This is a genomic window from Flavobacterium sp. ABG, assembly GCF_001027725.1.
Taxonomy (GTDB): domain Bacteria; phylum Bacteroidota; class Bacteroidia; order Flavobacteriales; family Flavobacteriaceae; genus Flavobacterium; species Flavobacterium cupriresistens.
The window spans coordinates 12,417-32,553 of the sequence record NZ_LEKS01000002.1; the positions used below are offsets into that span (position 1 = coordinate 12,417).

A 20,137-nucleotide genomic window follows, 5' to 3' on the forward strand; every position below is an offset into this window, starting at 1 on the left:
AATTACAAATTGTACATTTTCTTTCTTTGTTCTTGAATTTTTTCATCATCCAAATACTCATCAAAAGTCATGTAACGGTCGATAACGCCATTTGGTGTTAACTCTACTACTCGGTTACCAACTGTTTGTGCAAACTCGTGGTCATGAGTGGTAAAAATCACCGAACCTTTAAAGTTTTTCAATGAGTTGTTAAAAGCAGTAATCGACTCCAAATCCAAGTGATTCGTTGGCTCATCCAGCATTAAGATATTGGCACGTTCCATCATCATTCTAGACAACATACAACGTACTTTTTCTCCTCCTGATAATACACGACTAGTTTTTAACGCTTCTTCTCCTGAGAAAATCATTTTCCCTAAGAATCCTCTAATAAATACTTCATCACGCTCTTCTTCTGTTTTTGCATATTGACGCAACCAGTCTACTAAACTTAAATCATTTTCAAAAAACGAATGATTTTCAGCCGGTAAATACGCTTGGTTGGTTGTAATTCCCCAATCAAAAGTTCCGGAATCTGCTTTTTGTTCATTGTTTAAGATTTCATAGAAAGCAGTGGTTGCACGTGAATCTTTAGAGAAAAGAACGATTTTATCGCCTTTTGCCATGTTCAAGTCCACATCTTTAAACAATAATTCTCCGTCTACAGAAGCGCTTAAATTTTCAACATTCAAAATTTGATCTCCTGCTTCACGATCCTGATCAAAAATAATAGCAGGGTAACGACGGCTTGAAGGTTTGATCTCTGAAATATTCAATTTACTAATCATTTTTTTACGAGATGTAGCTTGTTTAGATTTTGCTACGTTGGCGCTAAAACGACGGATAAATTCTTCTAATTCTTGTTTCTTTTCTTCTGCTTTTTTGTTTTGCTGTGCACGTTGTTTTGCAGCCAATTGGCTTGACTCGTACCAGAACGTATAATTTCCTGAATAATGGTTTATTTTTCCAAAATCAATATCAGAAATATGAGTACAAACGGCATCTAAAAAGTGACGGTCGTGAGATACTACAATTACAGTATTTTCATAATTTGCTAAGAAGTTTTCTAACCAAGCGATGGTTTCAAAATCCAAATCGTTGGTAGGCTCATCCATAATCAGCATATCCGGGTTTCCAAAAAGAGCCTGCGCCAAAAGCACACGAACTTTAATTTTTCCCTCAAGATCGCCCATTAAAGTATAATGATGCTCTTCATTGATTCCTAAGTTAGACAACATTGACGCTGCATCTGAATCGGCATTCCAACCGTTCATTTCTTCAAATTGAACTTGAAGCTCCCCTATTCTGTCTGCGTTTTTATCGTTGTAGTCTAAATAAAGTTCATCCATTTCTTTCTTAACAGCGTACAGCACTTTATTTCCCATCAAAACGGTTTCCAAAACAGTATGCTCATCGAACATGTTGTGATTCTGGTTTAAAACCGACATACGTTTTCCCGGCTCTAAATGAATATGGCCAGAAGTTGGATCGATATCACCTGAAATGATTTTAAGAAAAGTAGATTTCCCAGCACCATTGGCTCCAATAACTCCATAAATATTTCCGTGCGTGAAAGTGGTATTTACTTCGTCAAACAAAATTCGTTTGCCAAATTGAACTGATAAATTATTGACTGTTAACATGAATGTCTTTTTAATTAATTTTGTGCAAAAGTAAGGAAAAAGGTTCAGAGCTGCAAAGAAACTAAGAGGCTAAGTTTAGATATGTATTTTTTTAAACCATATAAGTTATAGAAGTCCATTTTAGCTAACCGTATCGTTTAACTTCTTGCTAAATTCTAGCTCTCGCAAAGGCGCTAAGTCGCTAATTTTTATATTTTCAATGCTTCTTTTTTTGGAAAAAAACTCAACCAAAACCTGAATTTAAATAAAAGTTATATTTTCTTAAATATGCTTTTTTTTAAACCATATAAGTTATATAAGTCCATTTTAGCCAACCGTATCGTTTAACTTCTTGCTAAATTCTAGCTCTCGCAAAGGCGCTAAGTCGCTAATTTTTATATTTTCAACACTTCTTATTTTGAAAAAAACTCAACTACAAGCTGAATTTAAACAAAACTTATATTTTCTTACATAACTTATATGGTTTAAAAAAATCACATTTTGCTCTCTTTCGCTAAAGCAACTTCCAAACTCTCATAATTCGAGACTACTTTTTTGATTAAACCCTCTTTATCGAGAATAAAATGGGTTGGAAAAGCATTTAATTCTAATGTTTCATTCATATAAATTTTCATATTCGGAACCACAGAATACGACAAAGGTCTCTTAGTCAAAAATGCTTTTAACTGCTGTGGATTATCTTCGGCCAAACTCACAAAAACAATATCTTTTCGGTCTTTGTATTTTGAAACTAATGCATTGACATGCGGAAATTCTTTAATACAGGCTGCACAATGAATATACCAACATTTAATGACAACTATTTTACCCTTCATTGTCTCATTTGAAACTATATTCCCGTCTAAATCTTTAAAAGAAAATTTTGGAAACGCGGTTCCCTCCATTTTTAAATTCTTGTCCGCATCAAAAGCCTCCTGAACGATTGTCGCTTTTATACTGGTATCCGAATCCGGTTTAATTTTAAACAACTTATAATTGTAAATAGCTTCTTCTGAAAGCAAACGTATCGGAATAAAATTTCCTTTTGTAAGCTCTTCCAGAAAAGCTTCTTTTGTCATTGTATTAGAAAGAGAATCAAGTGGTGTAAAATCTCTGGAGAGCATTATTTTTTTATTTTGATACGCCCACCAATCCGAAAATTTGCTTTGAATGGCTATAGGATCTACTTCAGGATTTCCGTATTTTGACTGCGCGAAGCAAGAAATAGAAATAAAAATTGCAGTAACAATACTAAGTAGTTTTTTCATGAAATTGTATAAAATAAATCGAATTCAAAAGTACTTAAAATTCTAAAAACTTTATTAGTACTTTTGAATACAATAGGATTCGCTATTATTTACATCTTCACTATTATAAGCCTTTTTTAAATGAAAAAATTATTTACTTCATTTCTAATCATAAACAGTTTGTTTGGCTTTTCACAAACGGAAAAACTTTTTTATTATACCGAAAAGGACAGTTTATTAGGAGTAAAAAATCAAAACGGAAAGATTATTATTCCCTCACAACCTTCCCATTTTGCAGATTCTTATCTTAATGGACAGGAAATAAAAACTAAGATTTTCAACCTGAATTTTCATCAATACTACAATCGAAAAGGAGATTTTTTATTTGATGTTTATTTAACTTCTGAAGGTCCGGATGATATTAATGAAGGTTTTATTCGGTATACTGAAAATAAAAAAAGTGGTTTATACAGTGATCAGGGCGAGAAAATTATTCCGGCCAAGTACGATTGGATTTCGCGAATAAAATTTGGCTTTGCTCAATTTTGCAACGGCTGTCATTTTGATTATTCAAAAGACCCTGAGCATCCGCAATTAGTTGGTGGAATCTGGGGATATGTTGGTAAAAACGGAGTTGAAATACAACCAACTGAGAAACGAAATCACCTTAAAGATTTTGAAATAGAAAACCATCTATTTATCCCATATCAATTTGAATACAATGAAAAGGAAAAACAGATAGTCGCTTTTTTTGAAAAAAGAAAAAAGCAAATCCTTCAAATAAATGGTTCTGACTGTAAGGCCACAGAAATCTATTTTGAAATTGTTGGAAAACCGTCTGAACTTGACCCTTTTTATAAGATAGCAACCTTTGAATTATGTGGTTCTTATCTCCACAGCTCTAATGAGAGCTATGATGATTTTAAGAATTTTAAAGTCTCTGAAGACGGGAAAAAATTCTACGCCGTTTACTTCGATTCTTTTCATAGTAAGGAATATCTGGAATATGTCGAAAAAAAAATCCTTGTAGACAAATGGATTAAAAAGAAAATTAAGCAGTAGAAATACTTAAGCGTTCAATCCGCTTTGTCCTTTAAGTTAATTCTTCATCGCAGGCAAAAAAGAAATATCCATATAGTATTTCTTTGGATTTTTTGGGTCAATCATAACCTTAATAGGTTCGGTTCCTATAAAATCGGTAGGGTCAAACCAAATGTTATCGCTTTTAAACACATACAATTCATTTGTATTTGTATCAAGCCACTGACTATAAATCAGAAAAGGGTTTCGACCATTTACGGCCAGTCCGTTATTAAACTTCACGTGAGCAAATTTTGTCGAAATACGTTTTCCATTTTCACGCAGGTATCGAATTTCTCTTTGTTTTAATTCATTACTTAGAACAATAAAAAAACCTATTAAAAAGAAAATTATCCCCAAAACCCCGCAGATTAAAGGGCCAAGCCATAAAGATGTAAATCCATTAATAGAAGCAGAATTGGGTTCGGCAGGATCGTATAACACTTCAACACTTTCTCCCACGCTATAACTTGGTGGACTAGTACTAAAAGAAGTAGTAAACTTCACTTCTTTACCTTCCTTTGTCTTAAATAAAACGAGCGGCTTATATACGATACTATTATCAGATGTTGACTCTAATAATTCAATAACTGTGCCTTGTGCTGTAACTGCTTTTTCCTGAAAAGCATGTTGCTTTTGGTAGAAATAAAGAGCTGCGGCGATTAAAGCTAAGCCAATAGTTAAAAAGGTATATTTAATAAATGATAGCGCTTTCATACTTCGTTGTTTCTTGATACTGTTACAAAATTATTCGAAAATAAATTACAATTATTACTTTCTCACTATTTTCCATAAAAAACCCGACAATACAATTGTCGGGTTCATAATGCATTCCTTCAGGCGAAAACCAAATAACAAATCACCTCAATTCGCAGCATTTATTCGAAATATAAAAACCAGATTAAAAAATAAATAACCAAACTCAATTTTAACCGTCCCAATTTTTTTATTTCTAAATTTTCCATTCTTTAGTTCTAAACCTTAGTTTAAAAAGTTCATCACTTTGAATGATTTTTTATTTCCTGCTCTGTCCGTTACTATAACGACAAACAATTGTTTAGTCGTAAAGTTTCTGTTCTGAATCAGGATTTCTTTATTATTTTGAATGTTTTTATGACTTACTAAAGGTTGTCCAATAGTATTAAATACATCCACCTGAGCAATATCTTCTGTTTCATTTGAAACTGACAAAGCATCATTTTTAAAATAAGCTACTGTACTGCTCTTCGCTTCAATTTTATCCAGAGATAACGTTTTTGCCGCTGCTTGTGAGGCAAAGTATGCTGCGTAAGCTTTAGATAATTCAGATGAATTACCGCAAGAAGAAGCATCCCAGTTTACAGACCAAGTCATTAAACCTCTTAAAGAAGGATAAGGTCCGCCTGGCTGCATCGTGTATGTTCTTCCTGTAAAAGTCGTTCCGGTTCTTAAATAATGCATCGCATTAATTCCTTCTGCCGGCGTTATAAAACCGCTACCTGCTGCACTTGGACAAGCGGGTAATGCAATAAGAACTTTTGAAGCCGGTAAACCATCAAAACGCATTCCGGTTCCAGCAATGTTATACCCTTTTATTATCATATCCGTTAGGGCAGTTACCATGTTTGCTCTTTTAGCTGAACCATAATATTGGCCATCTAATCCGTTTTCACCACCTGTATTATACAATTGTACAGCTAACAAATCCAATTCATTACGCAAGTTTTGAATGATTGGCAGGAAGGAACCAAAAGTATCATTATAGGTAGAATATCCTCCTTGTACGTATTGTGTTTCCGGAGCTGCAGTTAATAAGAATCCAGGGCCATAGTGCGCTTTTAATTCTTTGCAAGCATCTACTACGTTTTTCAATCTTGGATAAGCAGAAATACCCGCATAAGAAATATCTCTTAAACCTCCTGCATTAAAATTCATCGATCCGCCTTCAAAATCAATATCAACTCCATCAAATTGATACTCATCAATAATTGCTTTTAAACCATTAACAAAAATATTTTTTTGAGTTACATTGTCCAAAACAACATGACCATTTTGACCTCCAATAGAAACAATAACAGGAACGCCACTATCTCTTAAGGATTTTATATCGTTTTTCAACAATTGCTTATTGAAAACATTATTCGTCAAATATCTAGTATCATTTGTAGTTAATACTGGTGTATAACCATCACGGTTAACAGTTTCTACGAAAGCATAATCAACTACGTTAAACTTACTTCCCACCATTTGAGAAAAATATAAAAATGGAGCACCGGCATTTTCCCAAGAATGCGCATATCCTAAAATAACTTTTGGAGGAAGCGGAATAAATCTGTTGGTGCCTATTGGAGCAATTTTAACCGTATTGTTTAATGTAGTTACGGCAGATCTATTATCAGTTGCTTTGATTACAACCGGATAATCCTGATAAGCAGTAGGTGTAAAATTATACGTATAGGTATTATTTGCACTTGCCGTCATGTTAAACGTACCACCATTGATGGTAATAGTAACACCTGAAACCGATCCGTCACTATCAACCGCTGTAACCGAAATTGGCACAACTTGGAAAGTACTTTGGTATACAGTAGTATTCGATGGTGAACTCCAAGTAATTACAGGTAATTGATTTGGGCAGTTTGCGCCTGAACAAGTTAATGTAAAACTATATGTTTTTGAATCTGTTGTTCCGTTTGATGCAGTAGCCGTAACAGTTAAGGTATGACTAAGCGAAAACTGATTTGCTACTGGTGTCCAAATCGCTGTATAAGTTCCAGAAGAATTGGTAGCATTCAAGCTTTGCCCATCTAAACTAAATGCAACAGATGAGATTGTAGTAGCATCAGCAGCACTTAATCCAACACTAGCAACAAAATTAATCGCTGCTCCTAAATTTATAGCAATCGCCGAAGCTGTTGGCGCAGTAATAGCAACCACCGGTTTAGTCACAACCACCGCTTGTGTATTGAAATTATAAACTTGTGGCGTAGTTGGCATTGCGAAATTCACCAGATTATTTGGAAAATAAGCTACTTCCCCATTCTGCCAAGAGTTCAATTTTAAACTTAAAACCTGCGCATAACCAGCTACAACTGTATTATCATAGCTGAAGTTTCCTTGCGCATCTGTTGTGGCAAGAACACTTTTCCATCCGTGTGTATTGTCTGTCCAAGGCACAACCAATTCTACTTTAGCACCTGATACCGGAGTAGAACCATTTTTTACAGTACCACTAATTAAATTTGTACTGGCCAAACTTTGTGCAAAATCTACTGTTTTGTTACCTGACGTAGTTGTCAAAGCTGTTGAAGTTGGAACGAATGTCAAACCTGTTTTTACAGCTGTCACTTTATAATCTGATCCTAAAGCTAAATCTGAAAAAGTATAAGCTCCTTTAGAATCTGTCGTCGCAGTTAACGTTTTTGTACCCGAAACTGCCGAAATTACAGCACCTGAAACCGGAGTAGATCCGTTTAAAACTCTTCCATTTATCGCATAAGAAGCAACTTTAGCCGTCGCACTTGTATTAAAATTATATACCTGTGGCGTAGTCGGAACTGCAAAATTTGCTAAATTACTTGGTAAATAAGTAACTTCATTATTTTGCCATGAATTCAATTTCAAACTTGAAATAATTGCATATCCGTCTATAACAGAATTAGCAAAGCTGTAATTTCCTTGCGCATCTGTTGTGGCAAGAACACTTTTCCATCCGTGTGCATTATCGGTCCAAGGTACGATCAATTCTATTTTCGCTCCCGAAACCGGAACTGTACCGTTTTTAACTGTACCGCTAATTTTATTTGTTCCAACATTATACTCTGTAAAATTCAAAGTTTTGTTGGCTATCAAATTCGTATAAACTGTTGAAGCCGGAGTATATGTTTTTCCTGCTGAAGCAGCCGTTACCGTATAATCTGAACCAGATGGCAAAGAAATACTGTAAGCCCCACTTGCATTAGAAACTGCTGAAACAGGCGCTCCTGCAGAAGTTGCTGTAACCGTAACTCCCGCAGCCGGTGTAGTTCCATTTAAAATAGTACCACTTACTGTGTAATATACGATTGCCGAACCTTGTGAGAAATTTAATGTTTGATTAGCACTTATTGCATTATAAACCGTTGAAGCCGGAGTATAAGGAAAACCTGTTTTAGCAGCTGTAACTGTAAAGTTAAGTCCAGCTGTTAAACCTGTAATGCTATAAGTACCCGTTGCACTGGAAACCGCTGTTAAAACTGTTGTGCCAGAAGTTGCTGTAACCGTAACTCCGGAAACCGGTGTAGTGGTAGTTCCTACTACTACAGTTCCGCTTACCGTATATAAAGGTTGTGTTCCCTGAATAACTACTCCCGTTTGATTAACCGTTACATTTGTTAAAACTACAGGTGTAAAGTTATAGGCCGCTTTTGTAGCAGTAAGCGTATAATTTTGACCCGAAACTAAATTATTGAATGTAAAATTACCTGTTACGGAAACTACATTATCTACCACCACATTACTTGAATTTTTTACTTCTATGGCAACATTAGGTACTAAAGCTGTTCCGCTTTTTACAGAACCCGCTATGCTTACTGTTCCCGGAACAATGCTTCCAAATGAAGTATCTACCTGAGTCAGTAAAGAGTTTGGTATTGCACCTCTGGTATCTTGAGATAGTTCCCAAACCATACCACCGGCAAGGTTTCTCGATTTAATATACTGCACTTTTAAATCCATCGATTGTTTATCTTCATAGGTGATAAACTGTTTTAAAGCAGCATTGTATAAATAAGGAACTTTGGTAGTATTATCAAAATATCTAACCCACCCTGCAGCTGCTGCAGTTGGCGTAACCATCATGGTATTAGGATCCAGATAAGGGTGTGAGTTTGTAACCGGATTTCCAACTAAATCACAAATCTCTATACTTCCTGATTTTTCACAGGCTGCAGGACCATCCCAAGTTCCTGCCGGTGGTTGTGGATTAGCACATCCGGAAGTAGCATCTCTCGGTGCTGCAACAAATAAACCCGGGAAATTAGGCGTAGTTCCATTATTAGCAACATTCTTAAAAATCTTACCGTAATAAGGCAATCCCATGATCAATTTGTTGGCAGGGAAACCGATCACATTCAAATACTGATTGGTTAACTCATCTAATGATTCAGATTGGCTTGCACCGTACAAAGGATCGTTTGGATTTCCACTTGCATACAAAGGAGCGTTGTAACACGTTTTATCGTACCAGTTTCCACCAAAATCATATCCAAAATAAGTAATGTAATCACAATAAGTCGAAATATCTTCAGTCATTCCGTATTGCCCTCTGTTCAAAGGTCCTAAATACTGAGAAACAACATTTCTAACGTTATTTCCTGCTGCGATAGTAACTAATTTATTTGGCATTGCCTGGCGCATTGCTTTCAATAAATAAACTAAGTTTTTATTGTCGTCAGGACTGTGCTTTTGTGGAGGAATAGGAGCTCCGTTAATTACTTCAGTTCCGTCTGTTCCTCCTATAACCGGATATTCCCAGTCAATATCAAATCCATCAATAAATGGATACGTTACAATGAAGTTTGCCATATCTGCAGCTAAAGCAGCTCTTGCCACCGGACTTGCGGCAATTGGAGAAAGATCCTGACCTTTAGTCCATCCTCCAACAGAAATTAATATTTTCAAATGCGGATACTTTTCTTTTAACTTTTTCAAGTCATAAAAATTCCCTTTTACAGGAGCATCCCATGGAATTCCACCTTCCGTATGCTCAAAGTCAGCATAGGTATCCAAACATTTTAACTTTGTATTCTCCGGACGGGCAGGATCAAAAGTAGTCCCGTAAAAAGAATAATTTAAATGGGTTAATTTGCTCCCGTCTATCTTGGGAACGTTATAATCCCGGGCATAAATGGCCCATTGTGCATAGTACCCTACTACTTTTTTACCGTGAGCTGGTTGGGCTAACGCAAGTAAGGGAAACAACAAGAACAAAAACAGTAATCTGTAATAATGTTTCATAATTAATAAATATTGGTTAATAGAAAGTAAATATTCCAATCGCAATACATCAGCTACTGAAAATCAGCATCTGACAAACAACAATCAGGGTTCAATCAACTGCAAATAGAAAACATTGCAATCGTTGTACTTTAATTCGATTCATTTCTATAAATAAATATTACTATTACTGATTTCGACCATAATCATTAGCGAATAGCATTGATTGATATTTATGTATAACTTCTTTTTAAAAAAAATTGTAATAAATAAAATGGATAAATTTGGGGGGGGGTAATTCATCAATCTAAAATTCTACTTTTTGTCATGTTTTGTTATATTCTCTTATTTGGTTTTAAATGTAAATACTTATTTGGTTACTCTTATTAATTCTTTAACGGATTAGCTCAGCAGTTTACCAAAATTATCTCCACCAGAAAACTTCTGGCAGAGACAGGAACAATCTTGGTAACTTAAACTAAACTTACTAACTCCTAATTCAAATCAAAATTTTGCATTAATTTTTTCAAACTTTTAAAAACTGCCAATTCAACATCGGCATGATCTTTAGCATCACATTGTTCGATCAGATTTTTCAATTCTTCTGCTTTTAAAGTTGATTTATTATCTAAAACAAGTACTAATTGTTCTGATGCATCGCTCAATTTCTTAGCTAAAGGCAAAATGGGTTGAACTAAAGGTGCATTTGCACTCAATTCATTTAATGCTTTATTCACTGCAATCCATTTATTTAAAAATGCAGTTACTTTTATTTTATTTTCCAGTGATTTATTTCCCAAATACTGATCTACTGTAGCATCAAAAGCTAAAGCATCTTTGGCATCCGGAGTACAAGCATCTGCAAAAAGTGTAAACGGAGAATACATCTGATATTCTGTTCCGCCTTTATTTCTTTTATATCCTTTTAATGGTTCACAAACATTACTAAAATCATTCAATGCTTCTACATTCTGATTGTTAGCTATATTTCTTAAAATAACATCTTTATTGCGAATGTGTGTCAATCCAAGTTCTTCCAGTCTGAATGAAACCACTTCAAGACGCTTGCGCATATTGGCTACGTCTGTAATATTCTCTGATGACCAAAGTCTTTCTGCAATTGCAGCTGTTCTAGGCCAAACTCTTGAATCTATAGTTGTTGGTGTTGCAAGTTCGGACCACATTGTAGCTTCGCCTCCTAACACTCTTGCTTTTTCTTCTGCTGATAAATTCGCTCCTTTTGGCATCGGATCATTCAAATAATGACTTTCGATTGGGTACATCAAATCGATATAAAAACCATTTGACATAACTGATTTATACCCTTTTTTTACTGCGTCTATTAAAGACTGACCTGCCACAACTCCTTCATTAGGACCTCTCCAGGCATGTATAATAGCTTCTTTTGACATGTTTTTAGTCAAAATCTCTTCCCAACCCATTAATTGCTTACCGTGTTTTTTAAGCATCGGTATCAATTTCATAGTAAAATAAGTTTGTAACTCGTGGTTGGTGGCTAAGTTATTTTTCTTTTTAAATTCTTGAATTTTAGGATTTGAGTCCCAGTCTTTCCCTTCGTTTTCATCTCCCCCGATATGAAAATAAGACCCGGGAAATAGGGGACATACTTCGTCAAACAATTCACTTAGTAATTGATAGGTTTTAGGATTTGTAGGGTCTAATGTTGGTGAAAAAATACCCGCATTTCTCTCAATTCCATAGGTTGCAATAGCAGTTCCCTGAATATTTTTTTCTGTAGTTCCACCAGTCAGCGTTATCAATTTACTGCCAATTTCGGGGTAAGCAGTTAAAATGGCTGATCCGTGGCCCGGAACATCGATTTCCGGAACTATTAAAATACCGCGCTCATCAGCATATTTAACGATATTTTTTATTTCCTCTTGTGTGTAATACATCCCATCTGAAGCTAATTCTATTAACTTTGGGTGTTTTTTCATTTCAATTCTCCATCCTTGATCGTCTACTAAATGCCAGTGAAAAACATTCATTTTCATAGCGGCCAATCCATCTAAATTTCTTTTCACAACATCTACCGGTTGGAAATGTCTTGAAACGTCCAACATTAAACCTCTCCATGTAAATCTTGGAAAATCTGAAATTTGAGCATTTGGAAAAAAGAACGAAGTGTTATTATTCTGCATGATTTGCAATAACGTTTCAAGGCCATGTAAAGCCCCTAAATCGCTGGTTGCATTAATTGTAATTTTGCCTTTTTTAATATCTAAATGATAACTTTCATCTTCGTACAAACCAATTTTACCACTTTTATCACAATTGATCTGTAATTCGGCAGTAGGAAATTCATTTAGTTTTGTAATAAAACCTTGTTCAAAAAAAATGCCTGTTCTACCATCTAAGCGACGCAAGAAACGAGTGACACCACCAAAAATTCTTGGATTTGGATTTCCGGTAATGTTTACTTTAAAATTTTTAGTTAAAGTAAAACTTCCATCGTTTAATACGATACTCTGAGGCCACGGCATAAGATTTAGTTGCTCTTTTTGAACTTGAGCACTAGAAGTTAAACCCGCTAATAGTAGGGCAAATAAATATTTCATTTGAATGTTTTTGAAAGATGTTATCCTGAGATAACATTAATAAATAGATAAAAGAGACAAAACTCAGAAGGACTTCAATTGAACCTCACTAATTGCAATAAAATCAATCTGAATTTTGCCATTTGATTCGCTCTAACCGAATCTTAAAAAAACAACACTAATAATCAAAACGTTTAAAGGCTTCAATTGCTTCGTATTCAGCCAAACCTAAATCGTCATAAAGGACAGCTGTATTTTTGTTGCGGTCTTCTGCCCTAACCCAAAATTCTCTAGAGTCATTTCCTTGAAACATAACTCTATCTTTTTGTGATTGATGGTATAAAATCGCATGACGTTTTAATAATACTTCTGATGGACTCAACGGAACGGCCATGTCAATTTCGTGAATGTCCCATTCGTGCCATGCTCCCCTGTACAGCCATAACCAACAATCATCCATATAAGCTTGTGGTTTTAAGGCTGCCATTGCAGCAAAAATAGCATTCAGACAAACTTCATGTGTCCCATGCGGGTCCGCTAGGTCACCTGCTGCAAAAACCTGGTGTGGTTTTATCTTGGCGATGATATCCTTTACGATCGCAATATCATCAGGTCCCAATGGATTTTTCTTAACTTGTCCTGTTTCGTAAAAAGGAAGGTCTAAGAAATGCGTGTTTTCGTCTTTTAAACCGATGTATCTTGTGGCAGCATAAGACTCTCTTCTTCTGATAAGTCCCTTTAATTTTCGAACTTCTAACGAATCGATTTGATTTTCTGATTTATTGTTCAAAAATTCAATTACTGATTTAAAGTTGATATCTGCTGCTCCGGCACCAATAAAATCACTGCCTACTTCTGCAAATTTCAAAGCTTCATCATCTGTAACTGCAATATTTCCTGAGGTTTGATATACAACATGTACATCATGTCCTTGTTTTATCAATTTTGAAAAAGTCCCTCCCATTGAAATGACATCATCATCAGGGTGCGGACTAAAAAGAATCACTCTTTTTTTAGCCGGATTGGCTCTTTCCGGACGGTGCGAATCATCCGTGTTGGGTTTTCCACCTGGCCATCCTGTAATGGTATGCTGCAAAACATTAAACATATTGATGTTCAAGTCATAAGCAGAACCTTCTTGCGCCAAAAGATCTGACATACCGTTATTGTTGTAATCACGGTCTGTTAATTTTAATATGGATTGTTTTGTTTTTTGGCACAACCAAACAATCGCTTTACTTTTTAATTCTTGTGTCCAAATACATTCTCCTACTAACCAAGGTGTTTTGAAACGTGTCAGCTCTGAAGCTGCGGATTGGTCTAATACGAAAGTCGCATTAGGGTGATTTTGTAAAAAGGTTGCCGGAACTTCTGAAGAAATATCTCCTTGAACTGTTCTTTTTATGATGTCAGCTTTGTTCTGACCCCACGCCATTAATACAATTCTTTTAGATCTCATAATGGTAGAAACTCCCATGGTAATAGCTCTTTTTGGAACATTATCTATACCATTAAAATCAGACGAAGCATCTACTCTTGTAATGTGATCCAGTGTAATAATACGAGTACCAGAGTTGATATGGGATCCCGGTTCGTTGAAACCTACGTGACCTGTACGACCGATACCTAATAATTGAAAATCAAGACCGCCTGCATTTTTAATATTCATTTCATAATCAATACAGTATTGATTTAATTCATCAATAGCGATTGTACCGTCAGGAATATTAACATTATCAGGATTGATATCAATATGATTAAAAAGATGCTGATGCATAAAATGATGATAGCTCTGATTGTTCTCTTTGGTCATCGGATAATATTCATCCAGATTAAAAGTGATTACATTGCTAAAACTGAGCCCCTCTTCTCTGTGCATTCTTACTAATTCCTCATATACTTTTATAGGAGAAGAACCTGTCGCTAAACCTAAAACACAAGATTTATCTTTCTCTTGTTTAGATCGGATTAATTGAGCGATTTCCTGGGCTACAATTAAGGAAGCTTCGGTAGAATTTTTGAAGATTTCGTTGTGAATTTTTTCAAATCTTGTCTCTTCAAATTTCCCTGCGCTTTTATAGCTGATATCAGGTTTTATTTCTAAAGCACTTTTCATTTCTTTATCTTTTATACTATTTATCATTTTGGTTTTTGAAATGGTATGAGCAACTTTCATTACCCATACCATTTACTAACCAAACTTAATATTCTCTTTTTTTTAGCTTTTATTAGAAGTTAGGTGCATCAACATCCCACCAAAGTCTGGTTCCACCATTATCTGGTCCGCCTAATTTAGCTACACCAGTTGCTACACCTCCACTATTTCCAGCTTTCTCTGCCACAACAAAGTTGATTCTTCTTACACCAAGTTCTGTAGAAATTGTACCTCCACTGTAATTTTTAAGCACTTTGAAAAGTTTAGGATATCCGGTTCTTCTGTAATCAGACCATGCTTCCTGACCTTCCGGGAAACCGGAAATCCATTTTTGAGTAATAATTTTTTGTAATTTTACCTCATTAGTGGCCGCCGCATCCCAAGCAACAGTAACATTATTTAATGCTGTTGCATTATTCACCGGAAACTTAGGATCAACATAGTCTATAGCTGTATCTGTATTATTTGAAGTATAGGCCGCCGCACCAGAAACTCCTCTTTGGTCAAATGAAGCTGCAATTCCTAATTCATATAATGATTTTGCGTCTCCGCCCATGTTCCATCCTCTCAAAGCTCCTTCAGCTCTTAGAAAATAAGCTTCTGCTGTAGTCATCAGAGTTATTTCTTTCGTCTTAATAACTGATCCAACTCGAGAAAAATTCTCATGATCACTTTTTGAAGCCATAGCTATACCTGTACGAATACCTTTATATTGACCTGGGAATTCCGTTGAAGTATCAAAATAAACAGGCAACCTAGGATCATTATATCCCTTTAAAATAGATTCCATATCAGCAGACATCGCAATATCTCCCCATCCAACACTTATAGTTTGAATTGGATTAGTGTAAACAGGAGATACAATTTTGAACAAATCTGCATTTACTGTCATCACTCCAAATTTATGTGCCACAGCTTTTTCAGCCTGAGCCTTTGCTAAAGCAGGTTTTACTTTTACCACACGCATGGCTAATCTCAAACGCAAAGTGTTAGCAAATTTTACCCAAGCTTTATAATCACCTTTATAACCCGATTCATCAGTCGATACAAAAACACTAACTTCACCAGCATCAACTCTTTTAGTTAATTCTGCAACTGCAATATCTAACTCACTAAACATTTGAGTGTAAACTTCTTCTTGTGAATCATAACCAATAGTAGTATCCAGAGTACCAAATTTAGAATAAATGATAGGTCCAAAAATATCTGTAAGCCTGTGCATACCTTCTACTTTTAGTATCAATGATAAAGCATAAAACTGATCGTATTTGCCTTTAGCTTTATTCCCAATATCATTGGCGTTGTACATTATATTTTTATAGGCAGTTTCCCAACAAGTACCATTCCAGTTATCAAGAAGATAGTAAGTTGTATTATTTAAATTCCCAAAAGGATGAGGAGTTGCCATATAACCAGACCATACATCACTATTTAATCCTTGTTGTAATTGATATAAATCTGGTGGGGTTAAAATCTGGATATTATTAAACATCGGAGAAAATCCTCCTTTAATATGATTAAAATCCTGCTCAAAAAGCCCTGGTGTAATACCATTTGGATTAGTGTTTATTTCCTCAAAATTATCTGTACAAGCAACTACAGTAAGCAAAGAAGCACATATAGTTGTTGTTTTTATTATTTTATTTAGTTTCATCTTTTTAAAATTTTAGAAAGTTACATTTAAGTTAAGACCTACACTTCTGGTAGAAGGCAGACCATAAATATCAACACCTTGTAAACCCTGACCTGTACTTAATGCAATGTTTGGATCAAAAGGAGCGTCTTTGTATATAAAGAATAAGTTTCTCGCAATTAATGAAACACTAGCTGATTGAAGGAAAGGCAATGTTTTAGGATTAAAAGTATATCCGATTGAAACCTCTCTAACACTCACATTTGTTGCGTCATAAATATATTCTCCACTAATCCCTTGTCTACCTCCAACTTGTTTGTAGTAGGACTCTGCACTCATACTAGTCACAGGAGTACCATCAACTTTTACTGCATTTATAGCAACTCCTCCAGCATTTCTAGCATCTCCTGACGCTCTTGAAACTCCATTAATATCATTTATTGCTTCAGTTAAACTCATTACATCTCCTCCGAAACGACCATCAATTAATACACTTGCAAAGAAAGATCCATATTTGAATGAATTAGAAAGACCTAACATAAAATCAGGATTAGAATTTCCAACTTCTTCAAAACCAGTTTTTTGAAAAGTGCCATCATTATTTAATATAGCTCTACCTTGCGCATCTTTCTTGAAATTGATTCCTTCAATAACTCCAAATGGTCTTCCTTCAATTAAAGCATATCTATAGCTATTTACACCAGCATTTGTTAAGTTAATACGACCTCCTAATTCAGCAGGAATTTCCTTTACTAAATTTTTATTTTGAGAATAATTCACCGATGCATCCCAAGAGAATTTATCTCCCTTAACAATACCTGCGTTTAATACAACTTCAAAACCTTTATTCTCTATACTTCCTGCGTTGATTGCATAAAAATCAACCCCTTGTACATTTCCAATTGGGGCTACAACTTGTAGGTATTGATTCTTAGTTTCTGAATGATAATAAGAGAACTCAAATCCTAATCTGTTATTAAACATTCTCCATTCTGTACCTAGTTCGTATTCTGTTTTTAATTCAGGTTTCAAACTTGTCCCTGTTTTAGGCGCAACTATTGGATTGTATTTTGTTCCGCTCCCTTGTGGATAATAATTTGTAGGAGATGTTATAAAAGGAGCAACATCGTTACCTGCATTAGCGTAAGCTGCACGAACTTTACCATAGTTAATGAATTCAGGTAAAGCTACCATCTCACTAATTAAAGCAGTCAAACCAACTGATGGATAAAAATATCCGCCTTCTTCTGTATTTACTAATGTTGAAGACCAGTCTTTTCTACCAGTAAGATCTAAGTATAACATATCTTTATAACCAAATGTAGTAGCTGCAAATATGGATTGAATTTCTTTATTAGAATCAATTGTCTGATAATTTTCGGCATTGTTATTAAAATTATGCAATGTAAACCAGTTTGCATATTTTAAACCTCCACCAACTCCAGAATCCAGGATCGTTCTTTGATTGATCAATGTATTTCTTACACTGGTTCCAATATTTGCATTGAATGAGAAATCTGAACCGATTTTTGTATTTATGGTTGCTATTAAATCGGCATAACGTTGTGTACTTAAAGTCTCTTCATTATAATATCTACCATTGATATGAGATAAGGCTCCCTGAGTAGTTGCATAGATAAATTTATCAAACTTACTTGATACTCTGTTATAACTATATCTACCGGCAATACTTAACCAATTATTTGCTTTATAAGTTAAAGCTAAAGATCCATTAAAAAAATCATTCTTATCTTCTGATTGATTTCTGTTTATTACCCAAAATGGATTTTGCATAAAATCTACATTTGATACCCAATTTTGAGCCATTAAATTTCTTGATGGATCAAAAACTTCATAATTGTCTTTATAAAAATTAAAGTCATTTCCTCTTGGCATTAAATAAACACCAGTAAGCGCATTGAAATAAAGACCATTTACTGGTTTATTTGCAATTGACTGAGAAGTATAATTTGCATTTGCTGCAAAAGTCAATTTATCTCCGAAAAACTTAGCTGTTTGACGAATTCCAAAATTATTTTTCTTTAAACTATTACCCGGTGTAATTCCCGAAGAAGATGTGTTAGCATAAGAAAATGCAGTAGACGAATTTTCATTAGCATTCGAGTAACCTAATGACGTAATTTGAGTAACTCCTGTATTAAAGAAATCCTCAACATAATCATTCGTTTTTTGTTTTGCCCCCCATGTATCTGCTGCTCCCTTAGATGCAACGTAATCTGATTGAAACTTAGGTAAATAAGCTGCTGTTTCAAAAGTAGTTACTGAAGAAGCGGTAATATTTGCTTTCCCTGCTTTAGCTTTTTTAGAAGAAAGTAAAATTACTCCATTTGCCCCTTGACTACCGTACAATACAGAAGCCGCAGCACCTTTAAGTACAGTCATCCCATCGTAATCGTCAGGATTAACTAAAGAAACAACATCACCACCGTCACGATTACCTCCTGACAAACTACCAAATGACTCAGTTGGCTGTCCAGAACCAGCATTTAATATCGGAATACCATCAATAACATATAATGGCTGGCTATTCACAACAGATGAATTTCCACGGATAACTACTTTTGTAGAACCACCTGTACCGCCAGAACTTTTTGTTACAGCTACACCGGCAATTTTACCTGCGATTGTATTGATAACGTTAGCATCTCTTACACGAGTTAACTCTTCGCCTTTAAGCTCTTGAGCTGCATAAGTTAAAGATTTTCTAGTTTTCTTGATACCTAATGAAGTTACAACAACTTCGGTAAGCGCATTCGATGCTGCTGTTTGCATTTTTACATTAATTGTAGTAGCATCTCCTACAACTATTGCTTGTGTTTCCAGACCAACATAAGTAAAAAGCAATGTTTGTCCTTTTTGTACTTCAATTGCATACAATCCGTCAAAATCGGTTGTAGCACCTTTTTGACTTCCTTGTACCGCAACAGATGCCCCTGGTAATGGCATCCCGTCAGAATCTGTAATCACACCTTTGACACTTTTTACCTGAGCAAGGGAAACTTGCGCGGTAAAAGCCATCATAAAGATTAAGAAAATTTTTTTCATGTTTATTTATTTTGTTAGTTATGATGTAAATTTATTCTTAACGTATTGTTAAAAAAAATAAATTATACAAACGGTACAAAATTTTAAACAAACGACATTAAACATTCAATAATGTGCTTCTCGAAAACGTTTTCCTATCACTATAGTACATCATTTTTAAGATATAATTATATAATACCTAATTATTTAGCTCATTTATTACACATAATAATATTTAAAACAAAACTCAATAAAATGACTCAACACGATCATAATAAGCGTTTTACACTGAATTCGACTCAAATTCAATAAAACAAGACAACCATATTTATCCTAAATTTATCTAAACAATTGTGCAACTCATTCACAAGGATTTTAATTGCTAAATAATCCTGTAGTTGCAACTTTTAAAACTATATACCTTCTTTCAATCCATTATACCTATATTAATGTAACATCAAAAGAATCCATTACCAACTCTCAAATCGTTATACCTTCGGTATTAAGAAATGCGTATTCAATTTTTCTCCCAAAACCTCTCGTACAAAATATTTCATTTTCTTAGATTATATATTAAAGAAGCTTACACTCCTTATTCGTTTCATAAGCCTTCGACTTCGCTCAGGATGACACTTCGACCTAGCTCAGGATGACAGTTGTAAAATGATTTAGTTTACATGAAAAAGATTTTATTGTTGATTCTTGTTTTTTTACATTTTACTTTTAAAATCTCACTCTTAACATTTCACTTATATCATTTTACTTTTAATACCTCACTCCTATACTTTCACTCAAAAACAAACATTAAAAAATATTACAGATTTTGTTTTACGAAAACGTTCTTCATCAAAAACAAAGCGCTA

At 34.7% G+C, this 20,137-nt stretch carries 9 protein-coding genes; 1 reads left to right on the top strand and 8 read right to left on the bottom strand.

Annotated features, from left to right (window positions below):
- Window positions 1-2 precede the first annotated feature (2 nt).
- Window positions 3-1,622, bottom strand: coding sequence for an ABC-F family ATP-binding cassette domain-containing protein (locus AB674_RS01665; RefSeq protein ID WP_047773313.1), 1,620 nt, complete (start codon window positions 1,620-1,622; stop codon window positions 3-5).
- A gap of 473 nt (window positions 1,623-2,095) precedes the next feature.
- Window positions 2,096-2,869 (bottom strand): TlpA disulfide reductase family protein, encoded by a 774-nt coding sequence (locus tag AB674_RS01670; RefSeq protein ID WP_047773316.1) that lies wholly within the window; start codon window positions 2,867-2,869, stop codon window positions 2,096-2,098.
- A 120-nt stretch (window positions 2,870-2,989) separates the two neighbouring features.
- On the opposite strand from AB674_RS01670, the gene AB674_RS01675 reads away from it, so the two are divergent.
- On the top strand, window positions 2,990-3,910 hold the full coding sequence (locus AB674_RS01675) for a hypothetical protein (RefSeq protein WP_047773318.1): 921 nt from the start codon (window positions 2,990-2,992) through the stop codon (window positions 3,908-3,910).
- Between the two features lie 36 nt (window positions 3,911-3,946).
- Here AB674_RS01675 and AB674_RS01680 read toward each other — a convergent pair whose 3' ends face one another.
- The 6 genes from AB674_RS01680 to AB674_RS01705 form a co-directional block, all read right to left on the bottom strand.
- Complete coding sequence (locus tag AB674_RS01680) at window positions 3,947-4,645, bottom strand: DUF3592 domain-containing protein (RefSeq protein WP_047773320.1); 699 nt, start codon at window positions 4,643-4,645, stop codon at window positions 3,947-3,949.
- Window positions 4,646-4,909: 264 nt separating this feature from the next.
- Window positions 4,910-9,904 (bottom strand): glycosyl hydrolase family 18 protein, encoded by a 4,995-nt coding sequence (locus AB674_RS01685; protein WP_047773323.1) that lies wholly within the window; start codon window positions 9,902-9,904, stop codon window positions 4,910-4,912.
- A gap of 473 nt (window positions 9,905-10,377) precedes the next feature.
- Complete coding sequence (locus tag AB674_RS01690) at window positions 10,378-12,462, bottom strand: beta-N-acetylhexosaminidase (RefSeq protein ID WP_047773325.1); 2,085 nt, start codon at window positions 12,460-12,462, stop codon at window positions 10,378-10,380.
- Between the two features lie 157 nt (window positions 12,463-12,619).
- Window positions 12,620-14,557: a glucosamine-6-phosphate deaminase gene (gene nagB, locus AB674_RS01695; RefSeq protein WP_047773744.1), complete on the bottom strand. Its 1,938-nt coding sequence runs from the start codon at window positions 14,555-14,557 to the stop codon at window positions 12,620-12,622.
- A 112-nt stretch (window positions 14,558-14,669) separates the two neighbouring features.
- A complete protein-coding gene (locus tag AB674_RS01700) occupies window positions 14,670-16,250 on the bottom strand; it encodes a RagB/SusD family nutrient uptake outer membrane protein (RefSeq protein ID WP_047773327.1) in 1,581 nt (526 codons plus the stop codon).
- Between the two features lie 12 nt (window positions 16,251-16,262).
- Window positions 16,263-19,295 (bottom strand): SusC/RagA family TonB-linked outer membrane protein, encoded by a 3,033-nt coding sequence (locus tag AB674_RS01705; RefSeq protein ID WP_047773329.1) that lies wholly within the window; start codon window positions 19,293-19,295, stop codon window positions 16,263-16,265.
- Window positions 19,296-20,137: the final 842 nt, after the last annotated feature.

Bases quoted from the DNA above. Each gene is read 5' to 3' on its own strand.
- AB674_RS01685 (WP_047773323.1), bottom strand. From the start codon at position 9,904: ATGAAACATTATTACAGATTACTGTTTTTGTTCTTGTTGTTTCCCTTA.
- AB674_RS01705 (WP_047773329.1), bottom strand. From the start codon at position 19,295: ATGAAAAAAATTTTCTTAATCTTTATGATGGCTTTTACCGCGCAAGTT.
- AB674_RS01680 (WP_047773320.1), bottom strand. From the start codon at position 4,645: ATGAAAGCGCTATCATTTATTAAATATACCTTTTTAACTATTGGCTTA.
- AB674_RS01700 (WP_047773327.1), bottom strand. From the start codon at position 16,250: ATGAAACTAAATAAAATAATAAAAACAACAACTATATGTGCTTCTTTG.
- AB674_RS01665 (WP_047773313.1), bottom strand. From the start codon at position 1,622: ATGTTAACAGTCAATAATTTATCAGTTCAATTTGGCAAACGAATTTTG.
- AB674_RS01670 (WP_047773316.1), bottom strand. From the start codon at position 2,869: ATGAAAAAACTACTTAGTATTGTTACTGCAATTTTTATTTCTATTTCT.
- AB674_RS01675 (WP_047773318.1), top strand. From the start codon at position 2,990: ATGAAAAAATTATTTACTTCATTTCTAATCATAAACAGTTTGTTTGGC.
- nagB (WP_047773744.1), bottom strand. From the start codon at position 14,557: ATGAAAAGTGCTTTAGAAATAAAACCTGATATCAGCTATAAAAGCGCA.
- AB674_RS01690 (WP_047773325.1), bottom strand. From the start codon at position 12,462: ATGAAATATTTATTTGCCCTACTATTAGCGGGTTTAACTTCTAGTGCT.